The 23122-nt window shown below is 61.3% G+C and carries 26 protein-coding genes; 14 read left to right on the forward strand and 12 right to left on the reverse strand.

Annotated elements, in window-relative coordinates:
• Positions 1-87: 87 nt before the first annotated feature.
• Both NBG89_RS03610 and NBG89_RS03615 read right to left on the reverse strand, forming a co-directional pair.
• Positions 88-1578, reverse strand: coding sequence for a hypothetical protein (locus NBG89_RS03610; protein WP_431321757.1), 1491 nt, complete (start codon positions 1576-1578; stop codon positions 88-90).
• A gap of 209 nt (positions 1579-1787) precedes the next feature.
• Positions 1788-2117: a hypothetical protein gene (locus NBG89_RS03615; protein WP_431321758.1), complete on the reverse strand. Its 330-nt coding sequence runs from the start codon at positions 2115-2117 to the stop codon at positions 1788-1790.
• A gap of 201 nt (positions 2118-2318) precedes the next feature.
• Here NBG89_RS03615 and NBG89_RS03620 point away from each other — a divergent pair, with 201 nt between their 5' ends.
• Positions 2319-2921 carry a superoxide dismutase gene (locus tag NBG89_RS03620; RefSeq protein WP_018116360.1) on the forward strand — a complete coding sequence of 201 codons (603 nt, stop codon included), beginning with the start codon at positions 2319-2321 and terminating at the stop codon, positions 2919-2921.
• A gap of 105 nt (positions 2922-3026) precedes the next feature.
• On the forward strand, positions 3027-3878 hold the full coding sequence (locus tag NBG89_RS03625) for a metallophosphoesterase (RefSeq protein ID WP_431321759.1): 852 nt from the start codon (positions 3027-3029) through the stop codon (positions 3876-3878).
• 469 nt (positions 3879-4347) lie between these two features.
• On the opposite strand, the gene NBG89_RS03630 is transcribed toward NBG89_RS03625, so the two are convergent.
• Positions 4348-4617, reverse strand: a complete 270-nt coding sequence (locus NBG89_RS03630; RefSeq protein WP_431321760.1) for a cyclase — start codon at positions 4615-4617, stop codon at positions 4348-4350.
• 234 nt (positions 4618-4851) lie between these two features.
• Between NBG89_RS03630 and xth the strand changes: the two genes are divergently transcribed.
• Positions 4852-5646 (forward strand): exodeoxyribonuclease III, encoded by a 795-nt coding sequence (xth, locus tag NBG89_RS03635; RefSeq protein WP_431322770.1) that lies wholly within the window; start codon positions 4852-4854, stop codon positions 5644-5646.
• 523 nt (positions 5647-6169) lie between these two features.
• On the opposite strand, the gene NBG89_RS03640 is transcribed toward xth, so the two are convergent.
• The gene (locus NBG89_RS03640) at positions 6170-6436 is read right to left on the reverse strand and encodes a DUF2277 domain-containing protein (protein WP_088692304.1); all 267 of its coding nucleotides are present in this window, start codon (positions 6434-6436) and stop codon (positions 6170-6172) included.
• 251 nt (positions 6437-6687) lie between these two features.
• On the opposite strand from NBG89_RS03640, the gene NBG89_RS03645 reads away from it, so the two are divergent.
• Positions 6688-6903: a dodecin gene (locus NBG89_RS03645; RefSeq protein ID WP_431321761.1), complete on the forward strand. Its 216-nt coding sequence runs from the start codon at positions 6688-6690 to the stop codon at positions 6901-6903.
• Between the two features lie 95 nt (positions 6904-6998).
• On the opposite strand, the gene NBG89_RS03650 is transcribed toward NBG89_RS03645, so the two are convergent.
• Positions 6999-7907: an AraC family transcriptional regulator N-terminal domain-containing protein gene (locus NBG89_RS03650; protein WP_431321762.1), complete on the reverse strand. Its 909-nt coding sequence runs from the start codon at positions 7905-7907 to the stop codon at positions 6999-7001.
• Positions 7908-8077: 170 nt separating this feature from the next.
• Between NBG89_RS03650 and NBG89_RS03655 the strand changes: the two genes are divergently transcribed.
• Positions 8078-8857, forward strand: a complete 780-nt coding sequence (locus NBG89_RS03655; protein ID WP_431321763.1) for an SDR family NAD(P)-dependent oxidoreductase — start codon at positions 8078-8080, stop codon at positions 8855-8857.
• A gap of 115 nt (positions 8858-8972) precedes the next feature.
• Here NBG89_RS03655 and NBG89_RS03660 read toward each other — a convergent pair whose 3' ends face one another.
• Positions 8973-9674 (reverse strand): helix-turn-helix transcriptional regulator, encoded by a 702-nt coding sequence (locus tag NBG89_RS03660; protein WP_431321764.1) that lies wholly within the window; start codon positions 9672-9674, stop codon positions 8973-8975.
• Between the two features lie 129 nt (positions 9675-9803).
• Between NBG89_RS03660 and NBG89_RS03665 the strand changes: the two genes are divergently transcribed.
• The 3 genes from NBG89_RS03665 to NBG89_RS03675 all read left to right on the forward strand — a co-directional run bounded on the left by NBG89_RS03665 (position 9804) and on the right by NBG89_RS03675 (position 12055).
• On the forward strand, positions 9804-10442 hold the full coding sequence (locus NBG89_RS03665) for a LysE family translocator (RefSeq protein ID WP_431321765.1): 639 nt from the start codon (positions 9804-9806) through the stop codon (positions 10440-10442).
• A gap of 148 nt (positions 10443-10590) precedes the next feature.
• Positions 10591-11040 (forward strand): c-type cytochrome, encoded by a 450-nt coding sequence (locus NBG89_RS03670; protein WP_431321766.1) that lies wholly within the window; start codon positions 10591-10593, stop codon positions 11038-11040.
• A gap of 97 nt (positions 11041-11137) precedes the next feature.
• Entirely contained in the window at positions 11138-12055 is a 918-nt protein-coding gene (locus tag NBG89_RS03675) for a c-type cytochrome (RefSeq protein WP_431321767.1), read from the forward strand.
• A 26-nt stretch (positions 12056-12081) separates the two neighbouring features.
• Here NBG89_RS03675 and NBG89_RS03680 read toward each other — a convergent pair whose 3' ends face one another.
• Complete coding sequence (locus tag NBG89_RS03680; protein WP_088692311.1) at positions 12082-12660, reverse strand: type 1 glutamine amidotransferase family protein; 579 nt, start codon at positions 12658-12660, stop codon at positions 12082-12084.
• A gap of 40 nt (positions 12661-12700) precedes the next feature.
• Positions 12701-13195, reverse strand: a complete 495-nt coding sequence (locus NBG89_RS03685; RefSeq protein ID WP_088703771.1) for a GNAT family N-acetyltransferase — start codon at positions 13193-13195, stop codon at positions 12701-12703.
• Between the two features lie 313 nt (positions 13196-13508).
• Between NBG89_RS03685 and dmeR the strand changes: the two genes are divergently transcribed.
• The 3 genes from dmeR (at position 13509) to bla (ending at position 15747) form a co-directional block, all read left to right on the forward strand.
• Positions 13509-13781, forward strand: coding sequence for a Ni(II)/Co(II)-sensing transcriptional repressor DmeR (gene dmeR / locus NBG89_RS03690; protein ID WP_431321768.1), 273 nt, complete (start codon positions 13509-13511; stop codon positions 13779-13781).
• A 24-nt stretch (positions 13782-13805) separates the two neighbouring features.
• Complete coding sequence (dmeF, locus tag NBG89_RS03695; protein WP_431321769.1) at positions 13806-14792, forward strand: CDF family Co(II)/Ni(II) efflux transporter DmeF; 987 nt, start codon at positions 13806-13808, stop codon at positions 14790-14792.
• Between the two features lie 64 nt (positions 14793-14856).
• The gene (gene bla / locus NBG89_RS03700; RefSeq protein ID WP_431321770.1) at positions 14857-15747 is read left to right on the forward strand and encodes a class A beta-lactamase; all 891 of its coding nucleotides are present in this window, start codon (positions 14857-14859) and stop codon (positions 15745-15747) included.
• A 73-nt stretch (positions 15748-15820) separates the two neighbouring features.
• On the opposite strand, the gene NBG89_RS03705 is transcribed toward bla, so the two are convergent.
• The 3 genes from NBG89_RS03705 to NBG89_RS03715 all read right to left on the reverse strand — a co-directional run bounded on the left by NBG89_RS03705 (position 15821) and on the right by NBG89_RS03715 (position 20296).
• Positions 15821-16276: a hypothetical protein gene (locus NBG89_RS03705; RefSeq protein ID WP_431321771.1), complete on the reverse strand. Its 456-nt coding sequence runs from the start codon at positions 16274-16276 to the stop codon at positions 15821-15823.
• A 116-nt stretch (positions 16277-16392) separates the two neighbouring features.
• On the reverse strand, positions 16393-18654 hold the full coding sequence (locus NBG89_RS03710; protein WP_431321772.1) for a glucose/quinate/shikimate family membrane-bound PQQ-dependent dehydrogenase: 2262 nt from the start codon (positions 18652-18654) through the stop codon (positions 16393-16395).
• Between the two features lie 133 nt (positions 18655-18787).
• Positions 18788-20296 (reverse strand): protein adenylyltransferase SelO, encoded by a 1509-nt coding sequence (locus tag NBG89_RS03715; RefSeq protein ID WP_431321773.1) that lies wholly within the window; start codon positions 20294-20296, stop codon positions 18788-18790.
• Between the two features lie 85 nt (positions 20297-20381).
• On the opposite strand from NBG89_RS03715, the gene NBG89_RS03720 reads away from it, so the two are divergent.
• The 3 genes from NBG89_RS03720 to NBG89_RS03730 all read left to right on the forward strand — a co-directional run bounded on the left by NBG89_RS03720 (position 20382) and on the right by NBG89_RS03730 (position 22580).
• Positions 20382-20639: a ribbon-helix-helix domain-containing protein gene (locus NBG89_RS03720; protein ID WP_431321774.1), complete on the forward strand. Its 258-nt coding sequence runs from the start codon at positions 20382-20384 to the stop codon at positions 20637-20639.
• Positions 20640-20642: 3 nt separating this feature from the next.
• Positions 20643-20954, forward strand: a complete 312-nt coding sequence (locus NBG89_RS03725; protein WP_431321775.1) for a type II toxin-antitoxin system RelE/ParE family toxin — start codon at positions 20643-20645, stop codon at positions 20952-20954.
• A gap of 174 nt (positions 20955-21128) precedes the next feature.
• On the forward strand, positions 21129-22580 hold the full coding sequence (locus NBG89_RS03730; protein WP_431321776.1) for a DHA2 family efflux MFS transporter permease subunit: 1452 nt from the start codon (positions 21129-21131) through the stop codon (positions 22578-22580).
• Between the two features lie 15 nt (positions 22581-22595).
• Here NBG89_RS03730 and NBG89_RS03735 read toward each other — a convergent pair whose 3' ends face one another.
• Positions 22596-23120, reverse strand: a complete 525-nt coding sequence (locus tag NBG89_RS03735) for a DUF1697 domain-containing protein (protein WP_431321777.1) — start codon at positions 23118-23120, stop codon at positions 22596-22598.
• Positions 23121-23122: the final 2 nt, after the last annotated feature.

The following is a 23122-nucleotide window of genomic DNA, read 5'->3' on the forward strand; positions in this document are numbered from 1 at the left end:
GCGATCGGCCTTAGCTCCTTAAGAAGCCAATACAATACAGGCAAAAGCAAGGTTTGGCACGAGGCCGGAGCCTGGCGCCGTCAAACCTCATTCGGCGGGCGTGCTGTCGGCCGATGGAGCACGCAGCGACTTCTCGGAGATGTCGATCATCGGCGTGAAGCTTGCTGCCGGCATGCGGACCTCGTCGCCCTCATCGCGGGGGGCAGTCGGAGCCATGCCGCCGGCCCGGTCGCTGCGCGCGACTTCGAGCTGGCCGGTCAGGATGGCGCGCTCGGCGCGCAGTTGCCGAATCTCCGACTTGGCGATCTCCAGGCTGGTGCGCAATTGGCCGATCTCGTAGCGATCCGAATCCATGCGCGTATCGATGTCGCGACGCAGCGCATCGGCATCCCGGTCGCGGCGCACGCGTAGGCTTTCGGCTTCGCGCAGCTTCAGCGTCAGCTCGTTGGCCTGTGTCGCGAGTTCGCGGCGTGCTGCCTCGCTCTCGGCGCCGGTCGTGCGGGCGCGCTGCAGTTCCTCGGCAAGCCGCTCGGAGCGGGAGAGGGAGGTGGCGAGTTCCGATTTGACACGCTTGAGATCGGCGCGAGCCGCCTGCAGTTCCTCGTCCGTCATCTTGTTGCGGCCATTCGCCGTGATGAGCAGCTTCTCCACGAGTTCGGCCTTGGAGCCGATCGCCTCATGCTTCGTCGTCAGGTGGGCTATTTCGAGCGCCGAGGAGGCCTGCAGGGTCTCATGCTCGACTTCCAGCCTCTTATGACGTTCATCGAAGAGGGAGAGGTCCTGCTTCAGGTTGGCAACAGCCATCTGCAGATTGCGCACTTGGGCTTCCTGCTCGATGAGGCTGGACTTCAGATGACTGCGTTCCTCGTTGAGGCGGGCCATCTCGCGCGTCTGGATGCCGTTCTCGCGGCGCGAGGTTTCCATTAGCAGCTGATGCGCCGTCGTCTCATTGTCGAGCTTCTCACGCGTGGCCGAAAGTTCGCGGCTGCGCTGGTCAAGCTCGGTCTGTGCACGCTTCAGAAGCGTCGAGGCTTCATCGAACTGGATGGCGCGATCCGTCAGTTCGCGTTCGGCGTCAAGCAACCGGTTCTCGATGATCGTGAATTCTTCGCGGGTGACCTGATGCACGCCCTGCAGTTTCGTCAGCTCGTCGCGGAAGGCTTCGATCTCGGAGCGAAGCTGCGTGTTGTCGGCACGAAAATCCTTGTTTTCGGTGATCAGGCGAAGATTGTCCTGATCGGCTTTCTGGCGCGCGTTGCTTTCGTAATCGAGAAGCGAGCTGATGCGCGCGCATTCGGCGCGCAGCGCGCCGGTCTCGTTCAAGGACCGGCTGTGGGTCCCGAGCAGCGAGGAAACGCGCTCCTGCAGCGATGTGAGGCTCGACAGCAGGTCTTCCGACGTCCGCTGGTTTTCCTCGAGCGCCGAGCCGAAGGCCGCGAAGTCGTTCACATCAGGAATGGCGTAACGCAGCGCCTCGTCGGCCGCTGGGCGCTGATCGGTTATTGATGCGGGTCGGTATCCTGTTGTCGACAGCGACTTGCCGCCGTCTTCTGCGCGACGAAAAAAGTTCATGACCATGACTTGTGCCCCAAAGTACTTGCCAAAAACGCCGGCGAAATATGGATTTCAGCTAATTAAACGACCATCGAAAATTGCCGTGAGTCCGTAAACGCATGCTGCGCTTACATCTAGAAACGGCTATGTGTCGGTGTCAAAATACGCAGCATGACAATCAACAGGTTTGACGGGCGCACCTGTGATGTTTGTGCAACAGGCAGCTGGTGACCTTATTCCTCGGGCAGAATCCGCATCTCGTCGGTCTGAAGTTCGCTACCCAGCTCGACGCTTTTCGCCTGCTTGTCGTAGACGCAGAAGTAGCTGACGAAGCCATTCCCGCCCTTCGGCTTGCCGGTCACCAACGCGATGCCGTAGTGCTCGCTGCCAAACGGGTCGACGACGGCATGCGGAAACTCGATCGAGGCGCGTGCCGCCTGCTTGCACTTGCCTTCGACCTCAGAAGCAAACTCCTGCCAGGCATCGCCTGAGGAAGCGCGGGCAGCCCCTGCCGCAGCCATTGCGATGGCAAGTGTGCAAAAGCGGATTTTATTCCTCTGCATCTGAAAAGCCTCGTCTTCCTGCTGTTATGAAACGCGCCCATGATCGGCGATTCAGGGCTGCAAAGCCAAGTGCTTGGCGAAGGCAAATTTTCCTCTCGGCCCGTCTTTTTTGATAATTCGCCGGTTGCCTCTGCATGCTTGCGCTCCTATGTTCCGCCTCACCTGCCGATTACGCAACCTATTGCCAAGAGGAGACCCACAATGGCTTTCGAATTGCCCGAACTTCCTTACGACTACGAAGCGCTTCAGCCCTTCATGTCGAAGGAAACCCTGGAATTCCATCACGACAAGCACCACAAGGCTTACGTCGACAACGGCAACAAGCTCGCGGCAGAGGCAGGCCTTTCCGATCTGTCCCTCGAAGACGTTGTGAAGAAGTCGTTCGGCACCAATGCCGGCCTCTTCAACAATGCGGCCCAGCACTACAACCACGTCCACTTCTGGAAGTGGATGAAGAAGGGCGGCGGCGGCAACAAGCTGCCGAGCAAGCTCGAAGCTGCCATCAATTCCGACCTCGGCGGCTACGACAAGTTCAAGGCTGATTTCATCGCCGCCGGCACGACGCAGTTCGGCTCCGGCTGGGCATGGGTTTCCGTCAAGAACGGCAAGCTTGAAATCTCCAAGACCCCGAACGGCGAAAACCCGCTCGTGCACGGTGCAACCCCGATCCTCGGCGTCGACGTGTGGGAACACTCCTACTACATCGACTACCGCAACGCTCGTCCGAAGTACCTTGAAGCCTTCGTCGACAGCCTGATCAACTGGGACTACGTCCTGGAACGCTACGAAGCCGCTGCGAAGTAAGCGGTTCGCAAAAGCAAGATGTCAGCACCCGGCGCCTCGAAACGCCGGGTGTTTCGTTTCGATGACCGTCACAAGCTTGTCATGCCGCGCGCCTAAAGCGTTGCCATGACATCCTTTTCCGACCTCCCCATTCTCCGCTTCGGCGTCGTCGCAGATCCGCAATACGCGGCGAAAGAGCCGCATGCCGGGATGGATCGCCATTATGGCAAAAGCCTCGCAAAGCTTTCGGAGGCGATCGAGGTCTTCAACGGCGAGGATCTGAGCTTCGTCATCACGCTCGGCGATATCATCGACGGCGATTTCGAGAGCTTCGACGATATCCTGCCGCTCTACGACAGCCTGAAGCACGAGAACTTCTTCCTGCTCGGCAATCACGATTTTTCCGTCGCGGCCGGCCGGCTGGCCGATGTCGCCGGCCGTGTCGGCCTGGCGTCGCCCTGCTACAGCTTCGTCAGGAAGGGCTGGCGGTTCATTATTCTCAATGGCAACGAGGTCAGCACCTTTGCTCCACCGGAGGGCCATCCCTATCGGGAGATTGCCGCTCGCCGGCTCGCCGAGCTGAAGGCTGCCGGCGCCATCAACGCGCAGGACTGGAACGCCATGCCGAGCGACGAGCAATTCGCCTGGCTTTCCGACCAGATCAAGGAGGCTGGCGCTGCTGGCGAGGGCGTCATCGTCATGAACCATTACCCGGTCTATCCGCCTAACGAGCACGACAGCTGGGACCGCGAGCGCATGATCGCGCTGCTGACGGCGCACGACCACATCGCGGCCTATTTCAGCGGCCACAACCACGCGGGCAATTTCGGCACGATCGAGGGATGCCATTTCCTCAATTTCAAGGGGATGGTCGATACCGAGGCCGAGAACACATTCGCGATTGTCGAGATCCGCGCCGACCGCATCGACGTCCGTGGTTTCGGACGCGAGGACAGCCGGACACTGACGCTTCGGTAGGACGCATAGGGGGGGCGGAGCTCAAGGCGTCGCCGACAGCTGCTCGCCCTGCCGGGCAGCATCGGGGCGATCCATCGCCGCCAAGAGCCTGTCCTTGGTGTCGTAGCCATGCTGGAAAAGCTCAAAGAGCATAGAGGCCGCCCGGCACGTATCGAGACTGTTGGGATCGACCTTGTGTGCATGACACCAGCTGGACAGCGCCTCGAACACGACACCGATGTCGCCCGCAAAACAAATCGTGTCGGATAGGTCGGCTATCTGTCATTGCTCCGCACAGGCAGAATCACGTGACTCCCAAGCGGCCGTTGCCAAGGACTAATACCGACCGATGCGTGATTGTACCGCCCGCGGCAAGGCGGGCTATTAACTAAGACATAGCCGAGCGATCCCATGCAGGGTGATGCTACCCGACGCTCCTTGCGCCGGGCGCTGCCCGTGTCTCAGCCCTGCCGAGAACGATGCCGTCGTTTCACGCCTTGTTGGTGAGCCACACCGTCGGCGCGCCCAGCACGCCTCCCGTGCGCATCGCCGCCCTCAACTCCTCCAGCTTGCCGAAGGCGTGGGCTGCCTCGACCGTAGCGAAATCGTGGGTGACGGTCACGTCGTTGGGATTGTCGGCGGCTTGATAGACCGCCCCGGCGATAACCCCGTTTGCCTTCTGCACCGGTGCGAACGCGTCGTAGACCTTACGCCAGGCAGCGTAGTCCGAAACCTCATGCCTTATGAACATTGTCGGCATCTGACTTCTCCCACTTTTCCCGTTTGCATCAGGGACGTTCGGCTCGCCACCGTATCACCGAATGGGGTTTCGCGCGTGGGGAAATATCCGGCCTTGGCGGCGCGGCTGTTGCTGTTGGCCATGATCCCGACCCCGTCGCCACCTCAATCCAGTGCGGTCGCTCCGGACTCTGGATTTTGGCCGCCTGGCTTCTATCTCCCTCCGATCGAAACTCATCGAAGCGTGCTTCGGCTCTTGAAGATCGCGACCTACAACGTCAACGGCGTGAACGGACGCCTGGAAATCCTCCTTCGCTGGCTGAAGGAGGACAAGCCCGACGTCGTCTGCCTACAGGAACTGAAAACGGAGGATGCCCGGTTTCCACGCAGCGCATTGGAGCGGGCCGGCTACGGCGTGATCTGGCATGGACAGAAGAGCTGGAATGGCGTCGCGATCCTCTCCAGGGGCTCAACGCCTATCCTGACACGGCGCGGTCTTCCCTGCGATCCCGATGACACGCATAGCCGCTATATCGAGGCGGCTGTCGACGGCATCCTGATAGGCTGTCTCTATCTTCCGAACGGAAATCCCGCGCCTGGACCGAAATTCGACTACAAGCTTCGCTGGTTCCGACGGCTCCACGAATATGCCGCCGAACTGCGCGACCTCGACATTCCTGCGCTCCTGGTCGGTGACTTCAACGTGATGCCGACGGAAATCGATGTTTACAAGCCGGAGCGTTGGCTGGATGACGCCCTCTTTCGGCCGGAAGTCCGCAAGGCCTATGCCGACCTCGTTGCACAGGGCTGGACCGACGCCGTGAGGCATCTGCATCCCAACGAGCGCATCTATACCTTCTGGAAGTACTGGCGAAACTCGTTCGAGCGCGATGCCGGTCTTCGGATCGATCACTTCCTGCTCAGCCCGACGGTCGCCCCATGGCTGAAGTCGGCGAGCGTGCGCAGGAAGCCGAGAAGCTGGGAACACACGAGCGACCACGCTCCTGTCATGATCGAACTCGACATCCCCAAGCGAGAGGACGACGAGTGAAGAAGAGCGGCGGATTCCGGAAGCAGCTGTGGTCGAAGATCGCCAAATTCGGTCGCAGGTACCACCAACCGTGACGGTAGGTTTTGCGCCAAATCGGGCAAGCGCGCGTACAGATCGTCGGTTTCAGCGTCTTGGCACTATCGCCTTCCACCGATGCGGCGCATATCCACAACGCGGCCATCGCGCTGCCGTATGGCAATCTCGAACCGGCTACCGCCCCTCCATGCACGATAGATGAAGAAACGACCGCGGCAGTCGATCCGCCTGACGTCCCTAAAGCCGCGGTTACGGAGCAGCCTCTCTCCCTGACTACAGCTAATTCCTCTGCCTCTGTTGAGATTGGTACCAACACTGATGGAGATATGGGTCTGTGCGCTTGCTTCCGTCGGCACGGATAATGATGTGACGGACAGGCCAACAGCCAGCGCTAGTGACAAAAACAATGATGATCTAGGCAAGGCATCCTCCCTTTGGATAACAGGTTCTGAACACGACGCTCGTTTTCCTGCGTGACGGGTCTCTCTTACGCGAACCGGGCCGCCGTTCTCGCGCGCGCCTTTGCCGCTACCTCCTCACGATCGCGAGGGGGTTGAGACGTTTCCAGCGAATCGAGCAGTTCGCGGGCGCATGCTGCGATCGAACCGACCGCGCGCTCGAACGCGACCTCATTGCGCTTCGACGGTTTGGTCGTTCCGCTCACCTTGCGCACGAACTGCAGCGCGGCATCGTGGATCTCCTCGTCCGTCGCTGGCGGATCGAAATTGAAGAGGGGTTTTATATTTCGGCACATGATCTGCTCCCGGTCATCTCTGCCACTCCGAGGGAGGTGACCAGGACAGAAAGTAGGCGTGGGGGCGCCAATTGCAACCAGCGCAAGGCTGAACGCCGCACGCCGCGAGGCAGGGCGCAGCTTGTACCGTTCGGTTTGTATCGTTGTCGGCTTTAGTGTTGAAATTCCGCTGGTATCGGGGTCAAGTAGGCTCGGTTTCAGGACGGTTGAAACTGAAAACCACAGCCTGCACCAAATAGGAGGAGGATAGGATGCGCGATCACGTTTATAAAAAGGTGGAACTCATTGGGAGTTCGAAGGAGTCAGTCACCGAGGCGATCGAGACCGCCGTCGCGCGAGCCTCGAAGACGATGCGAAATCTCGAATGGTTCGAAGTGGATCAAATCCGAGGTCATATCAAGGACGGCGCGGTAGCGCACTATCAGGTCGTGATGAAGGTCGGATTTCGTATCGACGACACGCCATGAAAAGCTGGGGATGATCGCATCGAGCCGAGAGTAGCGGCGTTTGCGGGATAGGACGGGAAGATCGCGTGCGCTGCCTCGTCTCTGTCGGCATCGGCTCAGGCGGCCGTGACCATCGGCAACTCTTTTCGCTCCATGGTGTCGCGCTTCGGCGGTGTGCCGAACATGCGCGAATATTCGCGGCTGAACTGCGAAGCGCTTTCATAACCGACCTGATAGGCGGCGGTAGCAACGCTGGCGCCGTCCGACACCATAAGTCGGCGCGCTTCCAGCAATCGCATGTTCTTCTGATACTGCAGCGGCGTCATCGCCGTCATCTGCTTGAAATGCTGATGGAAGGAGGAGGGGCTCATGTGCGCGACCGACGCAAGCTGCTCGATGCGCACCGGTGCCGCAAAGTTCTCGCGCAGCAGATGAATCGCATCGGTCATGCGTCGGGCATGGCTGCCCGGTAGCGCCAGCTTGCTGACCTCGGCCGCATTCGGTCCGGTCAGCAGCCAGTAGCAGATCTCGCGCATGATGGCGGGATAGAGCACCGGAATTGCTTTCGGCGTATCGGCGAGGCGGACAAGCCTCAGCACGCAGTCGGCAAGCACGCCATCGAAATTCTGCACGAAAACACCGACCGCGCTATCGCCGACCGGGCGAGGCGGCTGTTCCATCGCCTCCATCACCTCGCGCAGGATCGTCACGTCGAAATCGATGTTCAAGCCGATATAGGGTTCTTCCCTGCTGGCCCTCGTGATCTGTCCGAGCGCCGGCACTTCGAACGTGACGATCAGCGACTGCATCTCGCCGTATTCCAGGATCCGGTCGCCAACCATGATTTCCTTGGCCCCCTGCACGACGATGCAGATCGTCGGCCGATAGATCATGTGGTTCGGCATGACGGGATGGGTGACGCGCGACACCGAAAGCGCGGGCAACGGGGTCTCGAAGCGTCCGTCGGTGTCACCGGCAGTTCGGTCGATAAAGGTCTGGATTGCTTGCTTCAGGGTATCGAGCATTGCCAGCGTCTCCTCGGTCATTCCTTGGCGGCATCAAAAGATAGGCGCCGCGCCGCGTGGTTCGCAAGTCGCTTGGAGGATTAGGCAAGAAATTCGAGAGTTCCGGCATTCAACAAAAGGCCTTGGCAGGCGTACCGTAGGGGCACGAACTCCCAGCAAAGGAAGAGATCATGCCAAGAGAAACACAAGCAAATTCAGCATTTAAGGTTGCCATTGTCACCGGCGGCAGCCGTGGGCTCGGCCGCAACACGGCGATCAATCTCGCCCGTCGTGGCGTGACCGTCATCTTCACCTACCGAGCAAATCGGGCAGAAGCGGAGACCGCGGCTTCGGAGATCAAGGCGCTCGGCGCCGAGGCCATTGCCCTGCAGTTGGACACCGGTCGGGTCGCCGATTTCGACGCCTTCGTGGGCAGGGTGAAGGATACCCTGCAAGGTCTTGGGCGGTCCCGGTTCGACTACCTCGTCAACAACGCCGGCAGCGGCTATCACGCAACGATTGCCGAAACGACGGAAGAGGCTTTCGACGAGCTCGTCAACGTGCACCTGAAGGGCGTCTTCTTCCTGACGCAGAAGCTCCTGCCACTGATGGCCGATGGCGGGCGTATCATCAACATCTCGAGCGGCCTTGCACGCTTTGCCGTGCCCGGTATTTCCGCCTATGCATCGATGAAAGGGGCGGTCGAGGTCTTCACGCGTTACCTCGCCGAGGAACTCGGCCCGCGCGGCATCACGGCCAATACGGTTGCTCCGGGCGCAATCGCCACCGACTTCAGCGGCGGCATGGTGCGGGACAATCCGACCTACAACAAGATGGTCGCCGATGCGACGGCGCTCGGTCGTGCCGGCGTACCCGACGATATCGGCCCGATGATCGCCTCGCTGCTTTCCGACGATAATCGCTGGGTCAACGGTCAGCGCATCGAGGTCTCCGGCGGCATGCACCTCTGATCCACCAGATCAGGATGATTTTAGGTCGTTCGACCTGAAATCTGAATCCTGATCTACATCAAGCAGCTAGAGTGGGATTTCAGCCGAAAACCGCTTACACGTTTCGGCATCCGCTCTAGGCCGTTGCGGCAGCCGGCGGATTCGTCCATCCGCTCGTCCAGAGTTGCCGCAGCCGGTCGCCGTCGCCTCGGAAATAGGCGTCGGCCGTCTCGCAATGCTCGACACGGTCGCTACGGAAATTGCGGATCGCCTGGCGTAGCTCGCACCAGGCGACAATGTTTGCGGTCTGCGAGTAATAGATGAGCGCAATCGGCTGAATCCTGCGCTCCGTCGCGCGGCCGAGTTCGTCGCGATAGTCGAGCATCAGCTTCTGTTCGTCGCGGATGGCGCGGCGAACCAAACCAAGATCGAGCCCGACGGGGGATTGCGCCACCGATCCCCAGGCATAGAGCGCTTTTCGCTCCATCGCCTGGCGCAGCGGCGCCGGCACGGAGCCGGCAATCTTCTGATTGACGCCCTTGGCCGCTCGCTTGAGTTCCTCGTCGCCGGTCCGGTCGAGCAGCGCCAGCGACAAGACGATCGCCTCCATTTCCTCGACCGAGAACATCAGCGGCGGTAGGTCGAAGCCCGGTCGCATGATGTAGCCGATGCCGCGGCCGCCCTCGATCGGGACGCGCATCGCCTGCAAGGCGGCGATGTCGCGATAGATCGAGCGCACCGTCACCTCGAGCGTTTCCGCCATGTGAGCTGCTGTCATTGGTTTGCTTGCCAACCGCAGGATCTGGATGATCTCGAAAAGTCGTGAGGCCTTGCGCATTTTTCGCCTCCTTGGGCCCAGGCTCCTGACAATACACTGTCAGTTGGGTCCTCGTATAGCTCTCGCTATCGAATTGAAAATCAACATGGTCTTTGAAATCGACCTTGAATTGGATAGCGGACAACTGACATGACCTACAGCGAAAATCTCTGGCTCTACTTCACGCTTCTCTTCGGCATCATCATCGTCCCGGGCATGGATATGCTGTTCGTGCTGGCTAATTCGCTGAGCGGTGGCAGGCGCACGGGCATCGCCGCGACCGCAGGGATCATGGCCGGTGGGGCGGTGCATTCGCTCTATGGCGCGATCGGAGTCGGTGCACTCGCCGTTCTCCTGCCGACCCTGTTCAATCCCCTGCTCTTCGCCGGCGCGGCTTACATGGCCTGCATCGGCTACACGCTGATCCGCAGTTCGATCACCGTCGATGCTGTCGGGGCAGGCGGCTTGCGTTCGGGTTGGAGGGCGTTTCGCCAGGGCGCGGCAACCTGCCTGATGAATCCCAAGGCGTATCTGTTCATGATCGCGGTCTATCCGCAGTTTCTGAAACCGGTCTACGGGCCGATCTGGGTGCAGGGCCTTGTTATGGGCGTCATGACGATGGCAACGCAGGCCGCTGTCTACGGCACCCTGGCCCTGACAGCGGCGCGAAGCCGCACTATGCTGGTGTGCAATCCGAAGGCGACAATCCTGGTCGGACGGATCGCCGGCGCGCTGCTGATCGCCGTTTCGATCCTCACCGCATGGCACGGCTGGCGCGCGCCGGCGTGAGGCGCGAATACGAAACGATTTAGGACTCTATTTTTCCTGAAGTCTCACCCACTTGTTACTTTTTGGGGCGGAAAAATTTGCCATGATGCCGCCCGTATGCCAAAGCGCCGGGCTTCGCGGACGTTGTTATCAAAAGAGGAGTGGAGAGATGATACTGAAAGCTATAGCCGCGGCAGTGCTCGTCGCCGGTCTGGGGGTAGGCATCGCGATCGCAGCACAGGAGGACGGCACGCACGACGCACGCTCCGCGCTGATGAAGAAAGTTGGCGGCGCAGCGGGCGCCATGGCGGCGATCGCCAAGGGCGAAAAGCCCTATGACGCAGAGGTCGTGAAGGCGTCGTTGATGACGATCGCAGAAACCGCGAAGGTTTTCCCCGATCAGTTCAAGCCTGGTACCGAGAAGGGTGACAAGGCGGCGAGCCCGAAGATCTGGGAAGATCACGCGGACTTCAAGGCCCGTGCGGCGAAGCTTTCGGATGACGCCGACAAGCTCCTCGCTCAGCTTCCGGCGGACGCGGCCGGTGTCGGCACCGCCATGAAGGCGCTTGGCGCGAACTGCGGCGGCTGTCATGAGAAGTTCCGCATAAAGACCGATTGATAATCCTGGCCTTTCAGTCAAACGATCCGCGCCAGCCTTGCCGCTGGTGCGGATCGTTTTATGTTTTCAATGACGTTATCGGCAGCGGGAGCGGCAGATGGTTCGCAGGTTCGTCCGGTTTTTGCTCTGTCTCGTGGGTGTGGTTGTCATCGGCGGAGCGGCCTTCTATTTCATCACCGCGCCGAACGCGCTTCCCGAAAGTCACTGGGCCAATCTTGGCGAACCCGATCTGAAGAACGGTGAGGGGGTCTTCTGGACGGGTGGCTGCGTAAGCTGTCATGCGACGCCGGGGTCGGAGGGGGATGCCAAGCTCACGCTCTCAGGCGGCCTGGCGCTGAAGAGCCCTTTCGGCACCTTCCACGTTCCCAATATCTCGCCTGACGAAAAAGCAGGCATTGGGACATGGACGCTGGCCCAGTTCGGCAACGCGATGAAACGTGGCGTCGCGCCAAACGGACAGCACCTCTATCCCTCGTTTCCCTACAACTCGTATGCCCGGATGAGCGACAAGGACGTCAACGATCTCTTCGGCTTTCTGAAGACGCTGCCAAAAAGCAGCAATGTCTCCCCGCCGCATGAGCTGCCGTTCCCTTACAACATCCGGCTGGCGCTCGGCGGCTGGAAGTTCCTCTATTTCAACGATGAACCGCGTGTTGCGCTCGCTGCCAATGTCGACGACAGGATCAAGCGCGGCCAGTATCTCGTCGAAGGCGCCGGTCACTGCGGCGAATGCCACACGCCGCGCGACCGGCTTGGAGGCTTCGAGGCAGGCAAGTGGCTGGCGGGCGCGCCAAATCCGGAAGGCAAGGGCAGGATCCCCAACATCACGCCGGGCGCGAAAACCGTCGGCTCGTGGAGCGAGGAGGATATCGCCAACTATCTCGAAACCGGCTTCACCCCCGACTTCGATTCGGCCGGCGGCTCGATGGCGGACGTGCAACGCAACCTCGCTCACCTGCCGAAACCGGAACTCGAGGCAATCGCAGCCTACCTGAGGGCGGTTCCGAAACAATAGGCTGCCAACACTCCAGGCAGCGCGGCTCAGGCCGCTTTCGGCTGATGCTCGGCGCCGAACATCAAAACGTACTGGTCGAGTTCGTCGCCCCCGTGCCCGAGCGCGCGGTAGATTTCCGCGGCAAAGGTCATCGGCGCCGATCCTGGCGCCGTTACCAGCTTTCCGACACGCACCGCCTGCGGGCTATCCTTGTAGCGCGCGTGGCCGGCATAGCCCGGCGCGCTGGCAATGAAATCGGCGGCATTGCTGGTATGGTCGGTGGCGTCAAGCGCGCCCGCACGCGCAAGCGCCAGTGTCGCGCCGCAGATTCCGGCGACGAGTTTGCCATGGGTGATAAAGTCGTCGATGACAGGTTTCAGATCCGGTGCCTTTTCGGTTTCCCAGATCGTCCCGCCGCAGAGCACAAGGCCGTCGAAGGCATTGGCGTGCAGATTTTCCGCGACGGCATCGGCAGCGACGCGCATGCCGCCCATCGAGCGCACTTCCTCTCCCTCGGGCGTTGCGATCACCACGTCGAAGCCGAAATAGGAGCGTGCGGAGGCCGTCAGTTGGGCGACCTCCCAGTCGGCGAATCCATCGGTGAGGACAATTGCAAGTCGGGTCATTCGTTTCTCCTTGCAGGCTGTCCGGGGCGGCCAATGCCGCTCATGCCAAAGCTTGCATATAGCGCATGCCGGTGACCGGGCGAGGCACGAAGTCCATATTCTCGTAGAAGCGATGGGCCTGCACGTTGCCGGTGGCGGCGCTGACCGAGAGGTAGCCGCAGCCGGCGCTGCGAGCCGTGTCGCGGGCGCGGTTGACGAGATGCTGGCCGACGCCGTGGCCGCGATGTCCGTCACGCACGAAGAGATGATGCAGATCCATGCCGCGCGCGCCGTCCTGTGCCCTGTAGAGCGGCACGAGAATGGCGTAGCCGATCAGGCCCTCATCGCTCTCGGCAACCAGCGCGCTGATCCACGGCACCGGGCCGAACAGATCACGCTCGAGCTGCTCCGGGCTCGAGGCGGATGGATCGCCGTGATGCTTGGCGAGCAGGCCGATCATTTCGCTGAGTTCAGGGAGATCGCGCGGCTTGGCGGCGCGGATATTGATCACCGGCGGGCGGATCAATGAGATTTCGCTGTCTTCGATTTCAACCATGGTCTTCGCGTCCTTGTGTGGTGTTCTGCCGTCAGGACGCTGCCGATACAACAAAGCCGCCTGACGGCGGCTTGTTGACAATATGATCTGTCCGGCCGCCCCTTACAGGTACAGCCAAAAATACGAGCTGGTGATGTGCGCGTTCTTGATCATGTGTCGATAGATCATCCAGAACGTGCCGTTTGTCAATGGGGTTTGCGCGTGGGCGCCCGGAAGCACGTGGCGTCTGTCGACGCGGCCGCGGTCTACCGAGGGGACTTTTCATCATCAGGTAATTGATATAGGGTACCCCCCTATACTAAAAGGATACGTCATGTCCCACACCACACACCAGAAGAAAAAGCTGATGGCCCGCGTAAGCCGCCTGAAAGGCCAGTTGGAGGCCGTCGAGCGCGCCCTGGATGCAGAGCGGCCCTGCGGAGAGATTTTACAGCTGCTTGCCTCGATCCGCGGCGCCCTGAACGGCCTGACGGGCGAGGTGCTGGACGACCATCTGCACGAGCATGTCCTGCATGCCGCCGATGAGAGAGCCCGGGCGGAAGCCGTCGAGGAAATAACCGAAGTGCTGCGAACCTATATTCGCTAAGACAACCGACATGAGGAGCGTACGATGAGCGCACAGACCGAAACATTTGAACATAGCCACGTTTTCCTGGGCGCCGATCATGACCGCAACGCCCGCCGTGTTTGGTTCGTCATTGCGCTGACCGCCGTCATGATGGTGGTCGAAATCGGCGCCGGAACTTACTATGGCTCCATGGCGCTGGTCGCCGATGGTTGGCACATGTCGACCCATGCGAGTGCGCTGCTGATCTCGGCGGTTGCCTACCTCTATGCCCGTCGGCAGGCGCATAATCCTCGCTTCACTTTCGGCACCGGCAAGCTTGGCGACCTCGCGGGCTTTGCCAGCGCCATCATCCTGATGTTGATCGCCTTGCTGATGGCCTGGGAGAGCTTCCTGCGCATCACCCATCCAGTGCCGATCAGCTTCGCGCAGGCGATCGGCGTCGCTATCGTCGGTCTGCTGGTCAACCTGGCGAGCGCCTGGCTCCTGAAAGATGACCATGCCCATCATGGCCACAGCCATTCCCATCATCACGAGCACCATCATCACCACGACCACGGCGATCATGCCCATCATGGCGATCACGCTCATTCAGCACATGCCTCCGACAACAACATGCGCGCCGCCTACGTCCATGTCATCGCGGATGCGCTGACCTCTGTGCTGGCCATCGCGGCACTGCTCTTTGGCAGTATCTATGGCTGGCTCTGGCTCGATCCGCTGATGGGCATCGTCGGTGGCCTCATCATTGCGCAATGGTCCTGGGGTCTCATGAAGTCGTCTGGCCGCGTGCTGCTCGATGTCGTGCCGCAGGAAACCGATCTGCAGGACGAGATTCGTTCGGCGCTGGAAACGGGTGGCGAGCGGATCACCGATCTTCACGTCTGGCAGGTCGGACCCGGCCATCACGCCGCGATTGTCGCTCTGGTGACGCCGCAGCCGGAAAGCCCGGCTTTCTACAAGGCGAAGCTCGAACCCGTTACCGGCCTCTCGCACGTCACCGTCGAGGTCACGCAGTCGGCAGCCGCTTGACACGACGCATCCGGGCCACAATCGCTCTCTAGCTCTGTGTCTATTGATTCAGAGAGGAATTTTCATGCGTGGCTTTTCGATCCGCCGCCGAACCTTTCTCGGTTCGGCACTGCTTTCCCCCGCCTGGCTTCTGCCGCGCGTTGCGTGGTCGGAGGACAGCGATGATGAAATCAATCGGCGGATGGATGCGCTCGAAAAAGCGGTCGGCGGTCGCATCGGTGTGTCGGCCATCGACACTGACACCAACATTTCTTTCGGCTATCGCGAGACTGAGCGCTTTCCCCTCTGCAGCACATTCAAGGTCCTTGCCGCCGGGTTGGTGCTGGCGCGTGTCGACAAGGGGCAGGAGACTCTCGAGCGGCGCGTCGTCTACGAAAAGGACAAGCTCGTCACCTACTCGCCGGAAACGGAAAAGCACGTCGGCGGCGAGGGCATGAGCCTCAGTGAACTCTGTCAGGCGGCGATCACCCTTAGCGACAATACGGCCGGGAACCTGCTGCTGGAAAGCTTCGGCGGACCGGCTGAACTGACCAAATGGCTGCGCACGCTGGGCGATCGTTCGACGCGGCTCGACCGCTGGGAGACGGCGCTCAACGAAGCCAAGGACGGCGATCCGCAGGATACGACCACTCCCGATGCGATGGTCGACACGCTCGGCAACCTGACGCTGGGCTCGGCCCTGTCGGAACCGTCGCGCGACAAGCTGATAGAGTGGATGGTGGCGAACACGACAGGCGGCGCTCGCCTGCGCGCAGGCCTGCCGGATACCTGGAAGATCGGCGACAAGACCGGCACCGCCAACAATGGCAGCGCTGCCGATATTGCTGTCGTCTGGCCGCCTGGTCACGGCGCGATCCTGGTCGCGGCTTACGTGACGCAGGCGAAGGCGCCGGTGCCCGAGATCAACCCAGTCTTTGCCGAGGTCGGCAAGATCGTGGCCGACATGGTCGGATAGGGCTTTCCCGTCAAAGGGATGCGACGGAAACGTGAATCTCCGTCGCATCGATCTAATTTAGTTTATAGAGGTCTCAGGCGCTGACGAGCGTATCGGCGCTCGGCTTGTCCTTGCCGTCATCACCGGTCAGCTGCCGCTTCAGTTCGTCCGCGATCTGCTTTTCGATAGCCTCGCGCTCCTCCGGCGGCATCGCCTTCAGATCGTCCTCTGTCAGCCCGAGCCGCTCGAGGATCTGGCTGCGCATCCGCTCCGCGGGGGGCTGGTCGGCGAGGTCCGTGAACTCAGAGATGACAGCGTCATGACGCGCTTTTGAGGGATCTTCGGTGCCATCCATGGTCGCCGTGCCGCTGCTCTGCAGCGCCCACATCGTGCTGGAGATCGACGTTGGCGTGCTGCTTGGCTGTAGTGCCGCCCCGCTTTGGCGAACGCTGACCTCGGTATCGCTGGTCTGTTGCTTGTTGCGCTGGCCGGACTGACTAAAGAGGCTGCTCAGTCCATAGGTGCTGGAAATGCTGCGGCCGATCTTCATGAAAATTCTCCTGAAACAATGAGGGGGAGAATGGTGCAGCAGACCTGCCCGGAGCTGGTGGCTGCGGGCACGGATGGCCGTCTTCGGCGGCGACCATCCGGCACGTTTGGGAGACTTCAGGGCAGGGCGTAGCTGATCACATAGTCGCCGGGTTTGGTTCCGATCGAGCCATGTCCGCCGGCGACCATGACGACGAACTGCTTGTTATCGCTCGTCGTATAGGTCATAGGCGTCGCCTGGCCGCCGGCCGGCAGACGGGCTTGCCAGAGCTGGTCGCCATTGGTGACATCATAGGCGCGCAGGAAGTTGTCGACGGCGGCCCCGAGGAAGGCAACGCCGCCCCTTGTCAGGATCGGGCCGCCGATGCCCGGTACGCCTACGTTGAGGGGCAACGGCAGTGGCGTCATATCGTAGACGGTTCCGTTCCTGCGCTTGTAGGCAATCTTTCCGGTACGCAGATCCGCACCTGTGACGTAGCCCCATGGTGGCGCCTGGCAGGGGATTTTCAGTGGTCCGAGGAACGGCCCCATGAACACGCCGTAGGGCGCGCCATCGTTGCGGTTGAGGCCCTGTTCGCTGCCCTTCTCATCCTGCCCCTTTGGCGGGATATCGGCGGCGGGAACCAGCCGCGAGGTGAAGGCGAGATAGGTCGGCATGCCGAACATGATCTGCCGTTCCGGGTCGACAGCAACGCTGCCCCAGTTGAAGGTGCCGAAATTGCCGGGATAGATGATCGAACCCACGAGCGACGGCGGCGTATAGCGGCCTTCGTACTTGTAGCGGTGGAACTGGATGCGGCAGGCGAGCTGGTCGAGCAGCGTCACGCCCCACATGTCCTTCTCCTGCAGCGGCGGCGGCGAGAAGGTGAGGTCGGAGATCGGCTGGGTTGGCGACGTATGATCTTCAGGGATCGCGCCGCCTGGGGCGGGTATCTCCTTGAACGGGATGATCGCCTCGCCTGTGCGCCGGTCGAGTACGTAGATGTCGCCCTGCTTGGTCGGGGCGACAAGAGCCGGCACGGATGTTCCGTCGGGTTTCGTCATGTCGAACAGCACAGGTTGGGCGGGGACGTCCATATCCCAAAGGTCGTGGTGCACGAACTGCTGTACCCATTTCACTTGCCCGGTGGCGATGTCGAGCGCGACGATCGAGGAGGAGTATTTCTCGACATGGGCGCTGCGGTTCATGCCGAGCTGGTCGGGTACCTGATTGCCAAGCGGGATGTAGACCATGCCGAGACCGTCATCGACACTGAAGACGGACCAGCTGTTCGGAGAGTTGGTCGTGTAGGTCTGGCCTTCGGCCAGTGGCGCGGTGACATCGGGATTGCCTGAATCCCAGTTCCAGATGAGCGCACCGGTATTGATGTCGTATGCGCGGATGACGCCGGACTGCTCCTTCGTGGAATAGTTGTCGTTGACGGCGCCGCCGAGGATCAGCTTGCCTGCGACCGCGACCGGCGGCGAGGTCGAATAGTAGTAGCCGGCCGGATTGTACTGCATGCCTTTTTCGAGATGCAGCACGCCATCTTCGGCAAAGTTCGTGCAGATCTGGCCATTTGCCGCGTCGCGATAGTAGGTGACGCCGCGGCAGGTCTGGTGTTGGCGGTTCGGGTTCATGCCGGAGTTGGAATCGTACTTCCATTTCTCCTTGCCGGTCTTGGCGTCGAGCGCGATTGCCCAATTGTGCGGCGTGCAGAGGTACAGCGTGTCGCCGACTTTCAGCGGTGTGACCTGATAGGTCGTCTCGCCGACGTCCTCGGGTCGCTTCACATCACCGGTCTGGTAGCGCCAGACTTCCTTGAGATCCTTGACGTTGCTGACATTGATCTGGTCGAGCGGCGAATAGCGCTGGCCGAAGGGTGTGCGGCCGTATTGATGCCACTCGCCATCGGGCACGACACCGCCGAAGGTCGCGGGGCTCGCAACGGCCGCCGTCGGCAGACTGCCCGTGATCCGGTGCGGATCGGTGGTCATCGAATAGCCGGCGATCGCGATCGCGATCACAACTGGTATCGCCAGCGGCCAGGGGGTTGCCTCATAGGAAATACCGGTCGGGCTGACGAAGCCAAGCGGCCGGCGGATCCAGGGCGTCAACAACCATAGGCCGAAAAGAATGATCAGTCCGCCGCGCGGCCCGAGTTGCCACCAGTCGAAGCCGACTTCCCAGATCGCCCAGACCAAAGCGACGGCGATGAGCGCTGCATAGACCCACAACGCGGCTGCCCTGCGCATCAAGAGCAGGATGGCGGTCAGCAGGAACATGGCGCCGGCGAAGAGATAAAAGAAGCTGCCGCCGAGTATGATGAGCCAGAGCCCACCACCGACGAGGGCAAGACCGAAAAGCATGAAAAGCACTGATGTAATGACGATTGCCATCTGGGAAGACTCACGCTGATGTTAGACGGGTGCGATCAGAGCGCGAAAAAAGTCTGCAAATCAGCGAGATAGAGCGGTCGCAAGGAGCGTCAACTGCGACCATAGGTGTCAGAGGGAGAGGGTTCTCGCCCGATCACGTGCCGCAGAAGGTCTGCAGCACGCGTTCTTCCGGCTTCGGCGGCTCCATGTATGCCGCAAAGCCGGGTTGATCGTCGTAGGGCTTGGCGAGCACCGAAAGCAGGGCCTCGAAGAGCGAGAAGTCCGCATCCTCGACGGCGGCGTTGATCGCCTGCTCGATGCGATGGTTGCGTGGAATGAAAGCGGGATTGACCGCGCGCATCGCCATCCTGCGGTCGGCTGCGGTCCGACCTTCGTCGCGCGTGAGGCGATCGCGCCAACGGGCAAGCCATTCGCGCACACCGTCCGGCTCACGGAAGGTCGAGAGGAAGAGTGCCTCGCCATCTCCAGGGCCGGCACAGTCGCAAAGGCGGCGGAAGGCGAGGGTAAAATCGGCCTGGCTCGCCTGCATCACTGCGAGCAGCGACTGGATGAGGTCCAGATCGCCATCTTCGACGGTCGCCAAACCAATCTTCTCGCGCATGCCGCGCAGCCAGTGGATCTGGAAGCACTCGCCGTATTGCTGGATCACGGTATTGGCGAGTTCGACGGACTTCTCCGCATCCGCATCAAAAAGCGGCAGCAGGGTTTCACCGAGTCGCGCCAAATTCCATTGGCCGATGCCCGGCTGGTTGGCATAGGAATAGCGCCCGCCCTGGTCGATCGAGGAAAATACGGTGCGCGGATCATAGGCGTCCATGAAGGCGCAGGGGCCGAAATCGATCGTCTCGCCCGAAATGGTCATGTTGTCGGTGTTCATGACGCCGTGGATGAAGCCGATGTGAAGCCACTTGGCGATCAATGCCGCCTGCCGCTCGCAAACGGCCTCATAGAGCGCAAGGTAGGGATTGTCCCTGTCCTTGAGTTCCGGGTAGTGCCGGTCGATCACATAGTCTGCCAGCGCCCGCACGCTGTCCGTATCACCGCGCGCGGTAAAGAACTGGAACGTGCCGACGCGGATGTGGCTCGCGGCGACGCGGGTGAAGACCGCGCCCGGCAGGATGTCTTCGCGATAGACGGGCTGCCCTGTCGAAGCCGCGGCAAGCGCCCGGGTCGCCGGGACGCCGAGCGAATACATCGCCTCGCTGACGATATACTCCCGAAGCACCGGCCCGAGTGCGGCACGTCCATCGCCGCGGCGGGAATAGGCCGTCTGGCCCGCGCCCTTCAGCTGGATATCGCGACGCTGACCGTTGCGATCGATGACCTCGCCAAGCAGGATCGCCCGCCCGTCGCCTAGCAGGGGCACGAAGGAGCCGAACTGATGCCCGGCATAGGCCATCGCCAGCGGGTCCGCGCCTTCGGGCACGAGGTTGCCCGAAAAGATCGCCGCGCCGTCTCGCCTCAGTGCCTCGGTATCAAGGCCGAGTTCTTCGGCAAGCGGTTCGTTCAGCTTGATCAGCCACGGCTCGGCGGCCTGCGCGGGAGCCTGGCGCGTAAAGAACTGCTGCGGCAACCGTGCATAGCTGTTGTCGAAGGCGAAGGGGGCGCCGGTGCGCGCGGTGTTCTGCAGGGCCTGGGTCATGCTTCATAAGTAGGGTTCAGCGCCGATTGTCGCAAGCGATAAGCGGTGGTAGGATTTTATCCTACTTCCGCATGGAGCACGTCCGATGGAAAAGTTGAGCATCACTCTGCCGACCGAAATGGTCAATGTGATCAAGGCTGAAGTCGAGGCCGGTACCTTTGCCTCGACCAGCGAAGTGCTGCGTGAAGCCATGCGCGTCTGGATGCGACGCGAAGAGGAGCACAAGCAGCGCATGGCGGCGATCCGCGCTCAGGTGCGGGCGTCATTGGACGACCCAAGGCCGAGTTTGAGCAGCCAGGAGATGAGAACGGCTATCGATGCCCTCTTTGCAAAGCACCGATGAGCAATGGAGCACTATCAGGTTGAATACCGGCCAGCGGCACTCGATGCGATCGTCTCAATCTTCACTTATGTTCTCGAAGCCAGCCAAAATCACGTTACGGCGGAGCGCTACATAAAGCGCCTGTACGACCGTTGTGAGCGTATCGGCGATGCGCCGTTTGGCGGCGTGGCGAGACCGGACCTCGGCACAAACCTGCGTATGGCGGTTGTTGAGAGAAGCATCGTGATACTTTACGTCGTCGAAGGTCATGTGGTCAAAATTACCAGCATTTTCGCCGGCGGACAGGATTACGAAGCACTGCTACGCGACAACTGAGCAGACACGATTCCCAGCCATTCCCGGACGGCACGGCTGCCTTTCCATAAAAGCATAACGACGCCACATTTGCGGGCGTATACAAAGATTTCTAATCCCCTTTTGGCATCACGCCATACCATACCGCGGCCATCGCTTCCGCGTCGGCCAAGCCATTGCGAGTGATCCCTGACGATGTCGGATCAGATCTACCAGGCGGCGACCATCGCGCGCGCCAAGCCGAATTTCCGCGTGATAGCGATGATCGTGGCGAGCGCCATGTTTATGGAACAACTCGACGCCACCGTTCTGGCAACGGCGCTGCCGACCATGGCGCGCGACTTCGGCGTCAGCGCCCCGTCGATGAGCATCGCGCTGACCTCCTATCTTCTCAGTCTCGCGATCTTCATTCCGGCCAGCGGTTTGATTGCCGATCGCTTCGGCTCGCGCACCGTTTTTCGCTCGGCGATCGCTGTCTTCGTGGCTGGCTCGATCTTCTGCGCACTTTCGCCCAATCTCCTCTGTCTCGTCCTGGCGCGGCTGCTGCAGGGTCTTGGCGGGGCGATGATGCTGCCGGTCGGTCGACTGGTCCTCTTGCGCAGCGTCAGCCGCAAGGACATGGTCAACGCCATGTCGTGGCTGCTCGTACCGGCCCTGGTTGGCCCCATCCTCGGGCCACCGGTCGGCGGTCTGATCGTCACCTATCTCGACTGGCGCTGGATTTTCTACATCAACGTGCCGATCGGCATTATCGGCTTCACGCTGGTCTCGATCTTCATCGAGGACTTCAAGGGAGAGGCGAAGCGCCGGTTCGACACAGTCGGCTTTATCCTCTCCGGTATTGCGCTCGGCTCCCTGCTGTTCGGCTTCGAGAGCTCGAGCCGTCCGGGCGAGGGCGCTTTCTCACTGTTCCTGATCGCCGTCGGACTGCTCTTCGGCGCCGCCTATCTCAAGCACGCTCGCCGCCATCCGTCGCCGATCATGGATTTCTCGCTGATGAAGGTGCCGAGCTTCGGTACGTCAGTCATCGCGGGTTCGCTGACCCGCATCACGCAAGGCGCGCAACCCTTCCTGCTGCCGCTCTACTTTCAGCTCGGTTTCGGCCTCTCGGCAGCAAAGGCCGGCCAGCTCGTCACTGCCGCAGCGCTCGGCTCGATGGCGATGAAAGCCTTTGCGCCGCGCGTGCTGCGCCGTTTCGGCTTTCGCAACAGCCTTGTTGCGAACGGCGTGATCGCCACCTGCGGCTATGCGCTCTGCGCCGCCTTCCGTCCGGATTGGCCACTGGCGCTGATCTTCGCGATCCTCGTCATGTGCGGCTTCTTCATGTCGTTCCAGTTCACGGCCTACAATACCGTGGCTTACGATGAGATCGACCGCGACAGGATGAGCTCGGCCACCAGCTTCTATACGACGTTCCAGCAGCTGATGCTGTCACTCGGCATCTGCGTCGGCGCGCTGGCACTGCACACATCGATGACGATCAACGGTAGCGAGACGCCGCAGCTCCACGATTTCTCCGCGGCCTTCCTCTTCGTCACCGCGATCTCGATCACGGCGACTTTCTGGAACCTGCGGTTCTCGCGGAGCGCTGGCGCCGACATCAGCGGTCACGAGGTTGGCAAGGCCGCACACGCCGTCGAGCACTGACGCCAGGAACGGAGCCTAACCTCCATCCTCCATCTGAGCCGCCATCTCGGCGAGCTTGCGCACGGTGTTGAGATTGCGCGCCGTTCCCGGCTTCAAGGCCGGCAGCTTCAGCTTCGATTTGCCGGAGCCGATGGGGAAGTGGACATAGATTTCGCGCCCGGCGACGACCGCCTCTTCGCCATCGGGGGCGACCATCTTGTCCAGTGCATCGGCTGGCGGTGCTCCAGGCAGGAAGCTCACCAGCAGATAGTTGGGCTTGGCGTCGGGGAATGGCGCATTGGCCGCGATCGCTTCCAGCTCCTTGCGGCTGCGCAGCATCACGCCGGGCTTCTTGCCGAGCAGCTTTCCAAGCGCGTCGTCCAGCCTCTGCTCGACCTCGGCTTCCGCCGCATCGGCGCGAAACAGCACGTTACCGCTCTGGATGTAGGTCTTCACATCGCTGAAGCCGAGCCCTTCGCAGACCGCCTTCAGCTCGGTCATCGGCAGCTTGCCCGTGCCGCCGACATTGATGGCTCTCAGGAGCGCCACATAGACCGTCACGG

Source organism: Rhizobium sp. YTU87027 (assembly GCF_050644135.1).
Classification (GTDB): Bacteria; Pseudomonadota; Alphaproteobacteria; order Rhizobiales; family Rhizobiaceae; genus Rhizobium.